Origin of the sequence: Flavobacterium sp. MR2016-29 (genome assembly GCF_015350695.1) — a bacterium.
Classification (GTDB): Bacteria; Bacteroidota; Bacteroidia; order Flavobacteriales; family Flavobacteriaceae; genus Flavobacterium.
Window position 1 is genome coordinate 1 of record NZ_JADKPU010000004.1, and the last position, 14,547, is coordinate 14,547.

General features: G+C 34.3%; 11 protein-coding genes. All 11 read right to left on the minus strand.

Annotation, left to right across the window (positions count from 1 at the left end; all coding sequences use genetic code 11):
• Positions 1-639: 639 nt before the first annotated feature.
• The 11 genes from IR010_RS10780 to IR010_RS10830 all read right to left on the minus strand — a co-directional run bounded on the left by IR010_RS10780 (position 640) and on the right by IR010_RS10830 (position 14,389).
• Complete coding sequence (locus tag IR010_RS10780) at positions 640-1,065, minus strand: hypothetical protein (protein WP_194568879.1); 426 nt, start codon at positions 1,063-1,065, stop codon at positions 640-642.
• Positions 1,066-1,517: 452 nt separating this feature from the next.
• Positions 1,518-2,624, minus strand: coding sequence for an alkene reductase (locus IR010_RS10785; protein ID WP_194603714.1), 1,107 nt, complete (start codon positions 2,622-2,624; stop codon positions 1,518-1,520).
• 74 nt (positions 2,625-2,698) lie between these two features.
• A complete protein-coding gene (locus IR010_RS10790; RefSeq protein ID WP_194603717.1) occupies positions 2,699-3,655 on the minus strand; it encodes a polysaccharide deacetylase family protein in 957 nt (318 codons plus the stop codon).
• 37 nt (positions 3,656-3,692) lie between these two features.
• A complete protein-coding gene (locus IR010_RS10795) occupies positions 3,693-4,193 on the minus strand; it encodes a nuclear transport factor 2 family protein (protein WP_194603720.1) in 501 nt (166 codons plus the stop codon).
• Between the two features lie 44 nt (positions 4,194-4,237).
• Complete coding sequence (locus IR010_RS10800; protein WP_194603723.1) at positions 4,238-5,611, minus strand: alginate export family protein; 1,374 nt, start codon at positions 5,609-5,611, stop codon at positions 4,238-4,240.
• Between the two features lie 14 nt (positions 5,612-5,625).
• Positions 5,626-6,645, minus strand: a complete 1,020-nt coding sequence (locus IR010_RS10805; RefSeq protein ID WP_194568908.1) for an MBL fold metallo-hydrolase — start codon at positions 6,643-6,645, stop codon at positions 5,626-5,628.
• A gap of 188 nt (positions 6,646-6,833) precedes the next feature.
• Positions 6,834-8,603 (minus strand): amidohydrolase, encoded by a 1,770-nt coding sequence (locus tag IR010_RS10810; protein WP_194603726.1) that lies wholly within the window; start codon positions 8,601-8,603, stop codon positions 6,834-6,836.
• A 33-nt stretch (positions 8,604-8,636) separates the two neighbouring features.
• A complete protein-coding gene (locus IR010_RS10815; protein WP_194603729.1) occupies positions 8,637-9,656 on the minus strand; it encodes an alpha/beta fold hydrolase in 1,020 nt (339 codons plus the stop codon).
• Between the two features lie 46 nt (positions 9,657-9,702).
• Positions 9,703-10,491: an alpha/beta hydrolase gene (locus IR010_RS10820; protein ID WP_194603732.1), complete on the minus strand. Its 789-nt coding sequence runs from the start codon at positions 10,489-10,491 to the stop codon at positions 9,703-9,705.
• A gap of 395 nt (positions 10,492-10,886) precedes the next feature.
• A complete protein-coding gene (locus IR010_RS10825) occupies positions 10,887-12,836 on the minus strand; it encodes a sigma 54-interacting response regulator (protein ID WP_194603735.1) in 1,950 nt (649 codons plus the stop codon).
• Positions 12,837-12,850: 14 nt separating this feature from the next.
• Positions 12,851-14,389: a sensor histidine kinase gene (locus IR010_RS10830; RefSeq protein ID WP_194603738.1), complete on the minus strand. Its 1,539-nt coding sequence runs from the start codon at positions 14,387-14,389 to the stop codon at positions 12,851-12,853.
• Between the last annotated feature and the right edge of the window lie 158 nt (positions 14,390-14,547).

Below are 14,547 nucleotides of genomic sequence, written 5' to 3' on the forward strand. Positions count from 1 at the left end.
GTTTCTTTTTAATTCCGCTTGTGTTTCAAAGCGGGTGCAAAAGTAGTCAGTTTATCAGCATTTACAAGTTTTTTTTCCGCTTTTTTTTATTTTTTTTTAAAACTTTTTCTTAACAATCTGATAATGCTAAATTTAGAATATAATTTATTTTTTAATTAATAAAGAATTTTCTTTCTTTTTAAAGTTTTTCATAACATCGCCCTTTGGAAAAAGTACGTTTTTATCAAACTGATAATTTTTATTGCTGTTCTATAACAACTTTATGAACCCTTATATAAGATCAATTTGATATTAAAATTTGAAAAATTATAAAACCAGTTTTTTAAGTAGTAAACAAATACTTAAATTTTACATGCATTTATGGGAGAATTGTGGTACATGCAGCTTTAGTAAATTGAAAAACTCGCTATAGACAAAATCTTCTTAATTTGAATTCAATGTATAAAGTTACAAAATCAAATGCCTTACACTATCCACATACTATATATGATGTAATATGAAATTAATTCAATTACTATCCTTAATAGTTATTTGAGTCGTTTTGTTTTTAAATAATTTACTTAAAGATTGAATTATTCGAATCTGAATTCAATACGCAATTATAATTTGGTTAATTTAAATGGTAAATTGAATTATTTTCTATTCTTTAATTAGCTTATAAACTTCAATTTTCCCTATTACGTCAAAATCCAAAGTGTAGTCAATGTTGAATTCATAATTTTTATCCATTAAGACAATGTTCATCGCTCTATAAATTTGATTATTTAAACTCGTATTTTTTGACAAAATAAGATACCAAGGCAATAAACTTTCAGATAAATCATTACTGACCAGCAGGTCAAATCCTTCTTTTCTGGTTTCTTCAACAAAGTAAGAACTAGGAAAGTTATGTTGATTCTCATCTATAAATCTTTTAAATAGCTCAAGATCTGATTTGTTAAAAGAAAGTGCCTGTAAATTTAAATTGCTAAACTTATCAAGTTTAAACCATTTAATATTTACAATTAATTTTTTAGAATCTAAATTGTATTTAAAATAGGCAAGTTGCGTATTTATAGTATACATGGATAATATTTCTAATTAAATTATTACAAGACAGTTTATATACAATTCTTCACAATTGGATATATAATATTGCTAAAGGCTGCTAAATCAAAAAATTGGTGTTTTGATTTTAAAAACAGTACTTTTTAAATAATGGCTAATTTAGTATGAATTGGAGTATAAAAAACAATTAATCTAACATTTAGAATTATTCTAATCAGTAGGAAAAAACTTGTAGTTATGTCTTTATTGCTCTTTAGCTCTTAATAGCATTTTTATATATAATGCCATCTGTCTTGGAAGTGGATACCTTTTCTGCCACAAAAACGTAAGGCTGTTTATTAGAAATTTTACATTAAAAGAAGGAGTGAACTATTTTTTTTTTAATTAAACTAGAATATTAAATATCAACAAATTAAGCGTAAAACCAATTGAAAAATATTAAAAAATTGATGTTTTAACCTGGTTCGTTTTTACTTCATAAAGGGATAATCTGTATAACCTCGCTCTGTACCACCTCCAAATAAGGTATGATTGTCTATAATTTGATTTAAGCTTAGATTTCTTTCTACTCTTGCAGGATAATCTGGATTAGTTAAAAAATTTCTTCCAAACCCAATTAAATCGACTAAATTTTCTTGAAGTAACATCTCACCCTCTTCAGGAGTTTTATTACCAGTAGCAATAATTGTATTTTTGAAATTAGATCTAAGATCTATTCTAAAATCTACTGGAATTTGAGGAGCATCATCCCAATCTGCCTCACAAAGATGAATATAAGCTATATCAAGTTTATTTAGTTCTTTGACTGCAAGCATTATAGTATGTAATATTTCCGAATCGTTCATATCTTTAAAACTGATAAAAGGAGAAAGTCTTACTCCTGTTTTTTCTTTTCCGACAGCATTGGCTACTGCTTGCGAAATTTCAATTAGTAAACGAATTCTTTTCTGCTTTGTTCCTCCATATTCATCAGTTCTTGTATTGCTATTACTTCGCAAAAATTGATCAATCAAATAACCGTTTGCACCGTGAATTTCAACTCCGTCAAAACCGGCTTCAATAGCGTTTTTTGCACCCTTTACAAATTCGTCAATTACAGTATTTATATCCGTTTTGTCCATTTCTCGAGGTTGTTCTACCGGAACAAAAGTTGCATCTCCATTAACAGCACCATCAAATATATAAACATTTGTATTTTGAGCTAATAATGCTGAAGGAGCTATAGGCTGTAATCCATTAACTTTTGAACTGCTTACTCTCCCAACATGCCATAACTGCAAAAATATTTTACTTCCGTTTTTATGTACTGCCTCTGTTACTAATTTCCAGCCTTCCTTTTGTTCTTTACTGTAAATTCCAGGAGTTTTAGCGTAGCCCTTTCCTTGTAAAGAAACCTGAACTGCTTCTGTAATTATGATACCGGCTGTGCTTCGTTGCGCGTAATATTCTGCCATCAATGCATTGGGAATATCGCCCGGCTGTGAAGCTCTAGAACGCGTCATTGGAGCCATTAAAAAGCGGTTTTCTAAATGATTGCCACTTAAATTGTACTGCTGAAATAATTTCTTATACTTCATATTATTTATTGTTTTTATACATAAAACGTTTATTTTTTTATTTTAAAATCAAACACTTAATTGCTCTTGCATCATCATTCGCGTATAATGCTCTTATCCTGATAAGCCATTTGAGCAATTTCATCTTTTCTTTTAAAACTTACTCCTTTATGTTTTTGCATGTAGCTGATGATTTCTGTAGTCGCGCTAACCATCTGTGGCGTGCCTCCTATTCGATCGTGAAAACTTATTGAGAGCTGTCTCCGCTTTTTTTCGGATTCCTTATACAGCTGATCAAATTCCATTATCACCTGTCGTGCAAATTGATCTGCGCTAAAATTTTTCCCTTCTACTAATACAATATCGTTACAGCGTATCGTATACGGAACCACTGCAAAATCATTTCCTTTTACCTTTAATAAAAAGGGCTCATCGCGGCTTAAATCATCAATATGATATTTAAAACCCAGTTCCTGCAAAATTTCGAGTGTATTTGTTCCGCGTCTTAACCAGTTTGCATTATAGCCGACAGGTTCAAAACCGGTTACTTTTTTTATGGCATCTGCTCCGTCTTTGATGAACTTTTTCTCTGTTTCATAAGGCATAGAATATTGCGTAGCCCAATCCATTCCGTGAGCGGCGGCTTCATGTCCTCTTTGTACTATTTCCTTTGCTAGTTCCGGATTTTTCAATACCGCTGACCCTACCATATGTGAGGTAACTTTGATTCCGAATTTATCCCAGTTGTCCAGCATTCTCGGTATTCCTTCTTTATATCCGTATTGATACCAACTCTCACCTGGAAGATCTACAAATCCTTTCTGCATATTTTGCGGAAACGGACTCTCTGAATTTACAGGTTGCCCCCCCGCTTCAAACTGCATAGAAACGGATACGATCAAACGTGATCCGTCAGCCCACTTAGTTGGAGAAACTTCTTCATTAGTTTGTGATTTTGGTTGTAAATCACCTGCAAGTAAAGTGTTTGTTGGCAACAATCCTGCAATTCCAACAAGGCTTGCTTGTTTTAGAAATGTTCGTCTGTCTTTCATATTTTATAATGTTAGGTTTGATAGTATTTATTGCTTTTTATTTAAGCACTTTTTCAATAATCAATGTTTCTTCATAGAGTGAAAACTTGCTTATCAAATTATTTTCCACTGTAATATGAATCGCAAGTGGCATTTTAAAATGTTTGCCATTTTTTTTCACAGTTCTTTCGACAAAACCAAAAACAGCAACTTCCTTTCCCCTCAATAAAAAAGACTGTGCTTCAAGTTTTTCGCTTCCATCAACAAAATAACTAAAGAGCGTTTTAAACAATTCTGAAATTTCTTCGCGTTTGGAGCGATGTCCCGTCCAAGGCATATATTTCGATTCGAAAATATACCAGTCCACTTTTTCAGCAACCATAGAGGCAATCTTTTCGGGATCTTTTTCTCCTATATATTTAAAGAACTTTTCTGCAGTTTCTTTTGTTTTGATTTCTTCGTCAGTATAAACTTGCGCTTGTGCCGAAAAATTAATCAATAGCATCAACACTATCCATTTTATAATTTTCATTTTTGTTTTAAAGACCCCTTTTTTCATAAGATTGTTTTTTTTAATTATTTTGACCTAACTGCATTCTACGCTTAAAAATGAAGCTGCATCGTAATTCCCGTAAAGAATATATTTTTACCTGTTCCAGATGCCTGAATGTACTCTCTGGCCTGAAACCAAGTTGCTTCGAGTCTGAAATACAAATATTGATTGGGTTCCCAGATGATTTCACTTTCGAGCTGATTTCCTATTTTCTTTTCGGTTGTTGTATCTCCCGGATAAATCAAAGTTGTATTGGGCGCATAAATACCGTCGTTGCTGCTGTATCTCCAAAACATATCATAATCAATAACCCAATCTACATTTTTAGCTACTTCGAAACTCAATGAAGGATGAAAATCAATTAAATTGGAAGGTCCGATTAGCGAAGCAAGACCAAAATAAGCACCTCTGGGAAATAGCGGATTAAAGGTTTGCAAACTTGTATCGCCTGCCGTTTTATCTCCGCTGATTACTTCAGTTTTAAAACCAATTTCGGGACGAAACTTCACAGCATTAAAACGATAACCTGCATTAATCGAAGCTGTCCATGCACTAATGTTTTTAGCTCCTACAGTACCAAATTGGTAAACAGCTTCTCCGTCGTAACGCCAGTTTTCTGTTTTCCCCCAAATTCTTGTACCTACAGACTGTCGGTTTTCTTTACCCGATGCATCATTAAAAGCAGCATTAGCTCTCTCATAACCTAAATAATACACATCAATATTTTTGATTGCTGGTATTTTATTAAAGACAAAATAACTTCCCCATAATTGCCTGTCCTTATTCGATGCATCATCAAAAATACCATCGTGTGCTACGACGTAATGTGTATAAAAAAAGTCTGTTGTGAAATTTTGTCTGGACACTATAGCTTTTATTCCGTCAAACGATTGTCTGTTGTTAGGTCCTTCCCTAACGGCCACCAAACGCTGTGATCCGTAAGTGAGTTCCTGCCTTCCTACTCTTAAAATAAGTTTTTTACTGTCCTCATTTATAATATTAAAATCAGCAAAAGCCTGATGTACTTCAAGCGGGTTTTGTTCCACAGGATTCGGATCAATTCTACCATCTGCCATACTGCTTTGTGTCTGGACAAAAGTTCTAAAAAATTTTCCGGCATGAAAATCGGCATGAAATAAATATCTTCCTAAAACATAACCATCGTTATCCTGCGGACCATCGCCCCAATTTTCATTTTTAGCATAGAAGTACTGAAAACGTATATCGCCCCCAAAACTGATATAGGTTTCTTTAGAAGCAGAAACTGGCAGGAATTTCACTGTTTTATACCAGCCATTGCTTACGGTATCGTTTTTCAAAAACCCATAATTTTCATCAAACCGAAGTGACTTAAAATCAGGATACCGCTGTGCAAAACCAGAAAATGAAAGCATTAAAATCACTAATAGGATCTTGTTTTTCATAATTCAATTTTTAATTACTTAACCCCATTTTGCTTAATATCCTTGTACGCATTAGGCACATTGAAATTAAAATGAAGCCAGTTAAAAAGTTCGTAACCTTTATTAAATTCTTTCATGGTTACAGCAGCTTTGGTTTCTTCTAATGTCAAGCCTTTCTTCACTGCCTGCTCCACATTCGATTGCAAAGCCGTTACATAATCGATGGTATATTTGATTCCGGCTTTATTCGTAATGCGTCCGTGTCCGGGAACTACAATATCTTTATCCGAAATCATATTGTAAATTTTGTTCAGGTTTTGTACCGGTTCTAAAAAGTAGCCATCAAACAACCACGGAATTGTCGGGCTTTCTGCAATAAAAGGGTTTCCTGCCCACAAAACATTTCCTGAAGCTGATTTTAAATACACAAAAAGATCTGCCGGAGATTGTGCCGTTCCCACATTAATTACCTCCACAATATTGCCTTTTCCCATATCAATTTTCATCGTCTGATTGATTGCTATTGTAATATCCGCTGGACGGTACACACTTTCTTCAATTCCTCTTCCTTTACCAAAAAGCATAATCATAAACTGTTTGATATTATCGTAATTTTTAGCCAGATTTTCTTTGCAGAATTCGTTCTGAATTACAATAGTTTCTTTTGGAAGCAAATAATTCCCAAAACAATGATCACCGTGATCGCTGGTATTTATGGCATAAATAATAGGTTTTGGCGTAACAGATCGGATTAGTTTATAAAGTTGATCGTACAATCCTTTACTTAGCATTGTTTCGATTAGCAAAACCCCTTTATCACCAACAATAAATCCTGCCGAAGTAGCCTGGGCAATTCCTTTTGTGGTTTCTGTTTCAGTTGTACTTGGAGAAACTGCATATACATTCTCTGCAATTTTATGCAATTTTAAAGTTACTTTGTTGGCGTCCCAAATGGGTACATGATCGGGCATTGGAAATTGTGCATATGCCTCTGTATTGGCTGAAACACAAAGTAGGATAATTGCCAATCGCAAAATTATTTTTTGAATTTTCATGATCTAAATTTTAATGGTGAGTTGTGAGTGGTGAGTTGTGATTTGTGAAATGTAAGATGTAAAATGTGAAATGTGAGGTTTGAGGTTTGAAATGTGATATATAAACTGCTCATTTTTATTTTCACATTTCACATTTCACATTTCACATTTCACATTTCACATCTTACATTTTTTCACATTTTTACTTTTTACTGCTTCTTTTGATAGCCACCAAAGTATTTTACTGGCGACCAATCTGGAATTACCGGAGCAATTTCAGGATCAAATGTTTTAAAATCTCTGGTAGCGTATACTATTTTTCCATTTACAATTGTCAAATCCGATTCGATATTTCGAACTTTGTCTGCTGAAATTGTAAAATAATCCTCTGATAAAATCGAAAAATCAGCATACATTCCTTTTATCAGTTTTCCTTTTTCTTTTTCTTCGCCAGAAAACCAGGCGCTTCCTGAAGTGTACAATTGAAGTGCGGTGAACTTATCCAACACCTGATCTTTTGGCCAAAACTGCATGCCTCCTAAAGTTTTTCCGGTAATGAGCCAATGCAGTGCCATCCACGGGTTGTATGTTGAAATGCGCGTTGCATCAGTTCCCATTCCGACAGGAATTCCCATTTCAAGCATTTTTTTAATAGGAGGCAGTTGTGTTTTAGGAGCACCATACATTTTCTCGTATAATTCTCCCTGAAAGTACATTCTAAACTGAACTGCGATTCCTCCGTTTAATACTTTTACTCTTTCCAATTCCTGAGGTGTAATGGTTTCGGCATGATCAAAAAACCAGCGCAATCCGTTAAACGGAATTTCTTTATTGACTTTCTCAAAAACATGCAGCATTCTGTCAATCGATTCGCCGTAAGTGGCATGCAATCGAAATGGCCATCTGTTCTTAACAAGCAAGCGAATAATGGGTTCAAGATCTTTTTCCATTTCATCAGAAAGTACAATTCTTGGTTCCAGAAAGTTTTCGAAATCTGCTGCAGAGGCCACAATATTTTCTCCCGCTCCTTCTTCGGTATAACCGTTGGCTGTCAAAAGATTATCATTTTTATTGATAACCGTTTCAGCAACCCATTTTTCATAATCCTGAAGTTCTTTGCCTTTTTGCTGTGCAAAGAGATAATACGAAATTCTAAGATTCAGTTTTCCCTGTTTGGCCAATTCCATCGAAGTCGCATAATCTGACGGGAAATTTTGTGATCCACCAGCTGCATCAATCGCCGATGTTAAACCAAAGCGATTGAGTTCTCGGTTAAACTGAAGCGAACTGTTGATCCTTTCTTCGGGAGTCAACTTTGTGGTTAGTCCTAAAGTGGTATAAATGGCTTTTGGCGTTTCTTTTGCAAACATTAATCCGGTTAAATTTCCGTTTTTATCTTGTTCCAAAACGCTTCCTTCATAATGTGTATCTTTAGTATAGCCTAAAACTTCGATTCCTTTTTTATTCAAAAATGCTTTACCATATAAATAGGTTATGAAAACAGGTTTGTCTGGAACTGCGGCGTTTATTTCTTCAATAGTGGGCTGTCTTTTTTCTTCGAATCCAAATTCATTCCAGCCTCCAATAACTTTAATCCAAACTCCGGGCGGTGTTCTTGCTGCTTGTTCTTTCAACATTTCCATTGCTTTTTTCAGTGTTTTTACACCATCCCAACGCAATTCTGAATTATAATTAAGTCCTTCACGAATCACATGAATATGACTGTCGTTTAAACCTGGCACTACAGTTTTGCCTTTTGCATCAATGATTTTTGTTGCTGTGGTTTTATAATTTTCTAAAATGTTTTTTGAAGTTCCTGTTGCCAGAATAATTCCGTTTTTTATCGCCAGTGCCTGAACAAATTCATTGGATTTCTGCATTGTTGCAATTTTCCCGTTATAGACAATTAGGTCTGCTTTTTCCTGAGACTGTACCAACAGACCAAAGAAAAATAATAGTATTAAAAATATTTGTTTCATTTTTTTAGATTTAATTGGTCTGTTTTTGGAGTTTTATTTTGAAAGAAAAAATGCCAGTAAATCTTTTTGAACTTGTGCCGTATTTTCCTGAACCAGCCAGTGCCCAGAACCAGCAATTTTCGATTCGGTTACATTTTCGGCAACTAATTTAGAATGGTCTTTCAGGAATGCAGCCGCAAAATATTCGCCACCCATTGCAAGCAAAGGCATTTTAAGTTTCGTTTTGGCCAAAACCAAATTGTCTTTTCCGTCCTGAGGAAATGCTCCAAACCATTTAAAAGTAGATTTTGCGCCATCTTTAACAGAATAGGCTCTAATAAATTCTGCCGTTTCTTCAGCTGTAAAAGGGTCTTTTGCATGTCCTACAACCGGCCAGAAATTCGTTAAAAATTCTTTCTCTTTCCCGCTCACAATATCTCCTGAAGCCGGCCACGCAAAAAATCCAAACCACCATGCCGAAGCCGAAACTTGCGACCAAACAGGTTCTATACCAGGAAGTAGCGCATCCATTAAAGCTACTTTTTTAACTTCACTTCCGTATTGCGCCGCGTATGCATAAGCTACCATAAGTCCAATATCATGTCCTGCTAAATTGATATTATTATATCCTAATTTTTTAACTAGTTCATGAATATCTTTTGCCATGTTTTTTTTATCATATCCTCCTTCTGGCTTATCAGATTCTCCCACACCTCTCAAGTCTGGAGCGATAACCGTAAAATGTTTTGAAAGTTCTGGCAGCAGACGATTCCACATGTACCAATTTTGTCCAAAACCATGAACCAATACAAGAGGATCACCTTTCCCTCCAATTACATAGTGAATTTTAACTCCGTTTACATCTGCGTAAGCATGTTTAAAATTTGCTGGCGGATTTGCAGGTTCAGTTTGAGGTGCTTCAGACGATGCAACAGGTGTTGTTTCTGTTGCAGGATTTTCTTCTGTTTTTTTATTACAGGAAATTAAGGTCAATAATAAAAAGCTAAACGTTATAAGCTGGGCTGTTTTACTTTTAAAGTTTAAAAAAGTAATGTTTAATAAATTCGTTTTCATAATTTTAATTTTAATTGGTTACTAAATAATGGGTTATTATAATTTTTTATACTGGCAATTTTGAAATCCATTCTTGTATAAAGACTGCGATTTCCTGCCAGCCGGGCTGATTTAAAACAAAGTGATTTCTTTCGGGAAAAACCTTGTAATCTGTTATAGAATTTTTATGCGTATATTTTTTGTAATTGGAATAATTGAGCGATTCCGGAATAGTGTGATCTGTTGATCCTGCAATTAGTAATAATGGATTGTGGGCTGTATGAAAATCTACTCTTGCTGCTGAAGTTATTGTATCGCGGACGATTAACTTAGATTCAGGAATAACATAGTCACAATATGCTTTTTCCTGCCATTCTTCGGGCATACCATTAGTAAAAGCATACTGCCACTGGCTAAAACTCATTAAGAAAGTTTTTTTTGCAGAAGTAAAAAAACCGAGAGGACCCCAACCTGCTTTTAAAAAGGAAAATTTAAAAGTCATAATTCCCTGAGGCGGAACCGAATGTATAGCAATTGCAGCCGAAGCCAGATTGCGTTGTAAAAGTATTTGAGCTGTAAGTCCGCCAATAGAATGGCCGATTATAATTGGCTTTTGAGGAAGGTCTTTTGCTATTTTTTCAAAATGATCTATTAACTGCGTTAATCGCAAACCTGCAATCTGCGGATCTGGATGACGAGAGCGCAAAACATCAACTGGAGCATCTTTATAAGGCCATGCCGGTGCAAGGGTTTTAAAACCTTTACTCTCAAAAAAGGTTTGCCATTCATTCCAGCATTTATTGCTTACAAATGCACCTGTAATAAAAAGTATTGTAGTAGGGTTTTCAGTCAGCATAATACATATTTTAATGTTATGCCAAAGTATAAACGAAAACCGAACCTTTTTATTAACTATTTGATTATCATTACTTTAGTATTTAAAAGGTAATTTTAAACGACTGTATTTCGTCGTAAAACGAAACTAAAGCAACTTAATATCGTTTTTTGAGTTGTGAAATGTGAGTTGATTTGTGAATTGTGAAATGTGAAATGTGAAATGTGAAATGCAATATGTAAAATTTGGAGGTAAAATATAACGAAATATATTTCGACTAAATTTAGATTCCACAATTTATAACTCCTAACTCATAATTCACATTTCACATTTCACATTTCACATATTGCATTTCACATTTCACAACTCACAACTCACATTTCACAATTCACAATTCACAACTTATAACTCCTAACTTAAAAATGACTTCTCTTTATGCCCAATTTTTGCATTCTGGAAGCAAGCGTAGTCGGCGGAAGTCCTAATATCTCTGATGCCCCACCTGCTCCTCTGATTCTTCCGTTGCATTTTTCAAGTACATTGATAATATGCTCTCTTTCATTTTCCTGAATAGTTTTAAAGTACCATTCATTTGTATTATTATTTATTTTGGTTTCTTCAAAAGCCGGAAGCGGAATGTGCTCAATGGTATCTGTCTTTGCTAAAAGAATACTTCTTTCAATAAGATTCTCCAATTCACGAATATTTCCCGGCCATTGATAGGATAAAAGACTCTTTAAAGCGATTTCTGATATTTCGGTCACATTTTTCCCCGTTTTAGAACTATAGAAAGCAATAAAATGACGGGCAAGAAGTCCGATGTCTTCTTTACGCTCTCGCAATGGCGGCAGTTGAATAGGAAATACATTAAGCCTGTAATACAAATCAAGCCTAAAACGGCCGTCGGCAACTTCTTTTTCCAGATTGCAATTGGTAGCCGCAATAATTCGGACGTTTACTTTTATGGAAGCATTTCCTCCAACACGTTCAATTTCTTTTTCCTGAATTGCCCTAAGCAGCTTTGCCTGCATTTCTAAAGGCATATCACCAATTTCATCCAAAAATAAAGTACCATTGTCGGCTTGTTCAAATTTACCTATTCGTCGTTCTGATGCTCCTGTAAAAGATCCTTTTTCATGTCCGAATAGTTCCGATTCAATTAAGCTTGCAGGCAGAGCAGAACAGTTTATTTTCACAAAAGGCTGATTGTTTCTATTAGAAAGCTCTTTAATACTGTTGGCAATACTTTCTTTTCCCGTGCCGCTTTCTCCAGTAATTAAAACGGTTGTATCGGCTGGCGCAACTTGCAAAATATGATCGAATATTTTTAACAGCGCCGGACTTTTACCTACAATCGATTCAAAACCTGATATCTTTAATTTTTTTCCCGTACCCGGATTTACAGATGACGTATTTTTTTTGTCTAATTTTTTGTCATGACTGATTAAATTTTCAATGGCATAAATTAAAGGTTCTTGAAGCCTTTCACAAAGCGTTAAATGATTTTTGTTATAATTATCAGGCCTTCTGCTGAAAAAAGACAAATACAGTCCGCCATTCTCACTGAGAGATAAAGGAACGGGCAGCATTAAATTCGATTTCATGTTCATTGAATTTGCGATTAGCTTTTTGATCGGAGTTTTATCGCATATTTTTACAAAATCCTGATTATTATAAAATGTGGCTTCGGTTTCCACTCTGCTTCTATCTCGTAATTCATTTATTTCAGATTCTTTTAACGCAGTGATATTCTGCAATTCTTCAATGCCAATTCTCTGATATTCGTGCAAACCTGTTCTCGCATATCCCAAAACTCTGCTTGATAATTTATTGTCCATATAAAAAACAGCCATTACAAGATCAAAAGAAATAAGAGATTGCAGGGAAGTAATAATATTAAGAACCCGATCGTCCCAATTACCGCTTTTTGTTACTATCGTTTTTAATTGTTTTTGAAACAAAAGTTCTTTTCTGATAGAAGATTCAATGCCATGCTGTTGATGATATTCGGCAATCTCAATTGTTACCAATAAATCTTTTTCTCTAAAAGGTTTTACTAAAAAGCCGTAAGGATGAGTTAGTTTCGCTTTGCTGAGCACTTCTTCATTAGAATTAGCAGAGAGGTAAATAAACGGAATATTATCTTCTTTTAGTTTTTCAGCCAGATCAATACCGGTTTCTTTTCCGGAAAGAAAAATATCCAGAAGCACCAATTCGGGTTTTTCCTGAGCAATGTAATATTTAGCATCAGGAACCGAACGTGCCATACCAATAATAGAATGACCGGCTTTTTTGAGCATTAACCGCAAATGATTTGCCTCAACAAACTGATCTTCAACAATGAGAATTTTTAATGGTTTTGCCATTTTGCAGAATTAAATTAATGAGAATTATTTTCGTCGAAAGTAAATTCCAGCGTTATTTTAGTACCGTCCGCATTAGTGATTAGAAACTTCCCATCAATATCTGCAGAAAGTCCATGCATTAATTTCACTCCTAATGAAGGATTGTTATAAGGGTCAAAATCATCAGGAAGTCCGATGCCGTTATCCTGAATAATTAAAGTATAATTATGATTATCAGTTGTTTTAAGCGAAATATTTATTATGCCGTTTTCATTGTTGGGAAAGGCGTATTTAATAGCATTGGTAACAGCTTCATTAAAAATTAGCCCAATAGGAATTGAATGTGATAAAGGCAGGTTAAAACTATCAATATCAAGCATAAATCGTATTTCATTTCCGATTTCGAATGAATCTTTTAAATATTCGGTTAATTCGAATATATAAGACGGCATATTAATTATCGATAAATCTTCTGATTGATATAATTTCTGATGAATCAATGACATTGAATAAATTCGGTTTTGACTGTTGTTTATCGCCTGGATCGCTTCTTCATTTTTCAAAAATTCAGCCTGACTTGCAAGCAGTCCTACTACCATGTGCAGGTTATTTTTTACTCTGTGATGAATTTCGCGCAAAAGCCATTCTTTCTCTACCAGCATATTTTGGAGCTCCACATTTTTTTGATTGATTTCCTCCTGCTGTACTTCTAAAAGTCTGTTTGTTCTCTTTTTAAAGGTAAACCTTTTGTATAATAAGCCGAGAATGATAAGCAAAAGCAACAAAAATGTTATCATAGAATTTCTTATAAATGCCTCATTCTTAAGCTTGCTTTGCTGCAACAAGGTTTTATTTTTAAGTTTGACAATATCCATGCTTTTCTTCTCGGTCTCATAAATAATATTAAGCCTGACGGAAATAGGATAAATATCGCTTTCTTTAAGATTGGCCGCTTTATAAAAAAATATCGCTTTTTTTAATGAATTTAGAGAGTTGTGAAAATCGGATATTGAAAAATACAATTCGCTGATTTCTCTGTAACAGTCACCGCTTCTTTTATTGTTTCCCGACTTTTCAAATAACGATGCGGCTTTAAAAATTGGCGTCAATCTTTCTTCTATTGGTGCATTAGTACGCATTTTGGCCGACCATACCATTACCCATGCCTCTCCCAAATCATCTGTTTGATTTGTTTTACTTAACATTTCTATTGCTTTTCTGGCATTGACTTCTATCATTGAATTGTTATTTCTCAACTCTTGCACCATGGAAAGCTGTAGATAACATTTACCGGAATAAATATTAGAATGAAGTGCCTGACTTATCTGAAGAGCTTCTTCAGCATATTGATATGCCTTTTGCAATGTTATAGGGTTACTATAAGAAGCCTCATACCAATCGCTTACTTTTAATAACGTTTTTATCTTATCAATACCCTGCAATTCTTTTAAGGAACTTTCGTCTTTTTTTACCTCTATCTCCGTATACAGCGGGATCTGGGCATTTATACCAAACGAATTACCTATTATCAGCAGGATAACGATAAAGTATTCTATGCAGGCAGACGTTTTCATCTAATTATAATAAGAGTTAAATGCTCATCCAAAGTTATTCATAAATTGGATTTTAAGACTCTTAAATTATATTTTTTAGGACCAACGATATATCGTTGTTTTCATTTATGCTTTCCTTTAAAGACCTGCAAAATTTGATGAGATTTTTGTTTTATCAT

Excerpts from the sequence above, each read along its gene's own strand:
- IR010_RS10780 (WP_194568879.1), bottom strand. The coding sequence starts at position 1,065 with ATGTATACTATAAATACGCAACTTGCCTATTTTAAATACAATTTAGAT.
- IR010_RS10785 (WP_194603714.1), bottom strand. The coding sequence starts at position 2,624 with ATGAAGTATAAGAAATTATTTCAGCAGTACAATTTAAGTGGCAATCAT.
- IR010_RS10790 (WP_194603717.1), bottom strand. The coding sequence starts at position 3,655 with ATGAAAGACAGACGAACATTTCTAAAACAAGCAAGCCTTGTTGGAATT.
- IR010_RS10795 (WP_194603720.1), bottom strand. The coding sequence starts at position 4,193 with ATGAAAAAAGGGGTCTTTAAAACAAAAATGAAAATTATAAAATGGATA.
- IR010_RS10800 (WP_194603723.1), bottom strand. The coding sequence starts at position 5,611 with ATGAAAAACAAGATCCTATTAGTGATTTTAATGCTTTCATTTTCTGGT.
- IR010_RS10805 (WP_194568908.1), bottom strand. The coding sequence starts at position 6,645 with ATGAAAATTCAAAAAATAATTTTGCGATTGGCAATTATCCTACTTTGT.
- IR010_RS10810 (WP_194603726.1), bottom strand. The coding sequence starts at position 8,603 with ATGAAACAAATATTTTTAATACTATTATTTTTCTTTGGTCTGTTGGTA.
- IR010_RS10815 (WP_194603729.1), bottom strand. The coding sequence starts at position 9,656 with ATGAAAACGAATTTATTAAACATTACTTTTTTAAACTTTAAAAGTAAA.
- IR010_RS10820 (WP_194603732.1), bottom strand. The coding sequence starts at position 10,491 with ATGCTGACTGAAAACCCTACTACAATACTTTTTATTACAGGTGCATTT.
- IR010_RS10825 (WP_194603735.1), bottom strand. The coding sequence starts at position 12,836 with ATGGCAAAACCATTAAAAATTCTCATTGTTGAAGATCAGTTTGTTGAG.
- IR010_RS10830 (WP_194603738.1), bottom strand. The coding sequence starts at position 14,389 with ATGAAAACGTCTGCCTGCATAGAATACTTTATCGTTATCCTGCTGATA.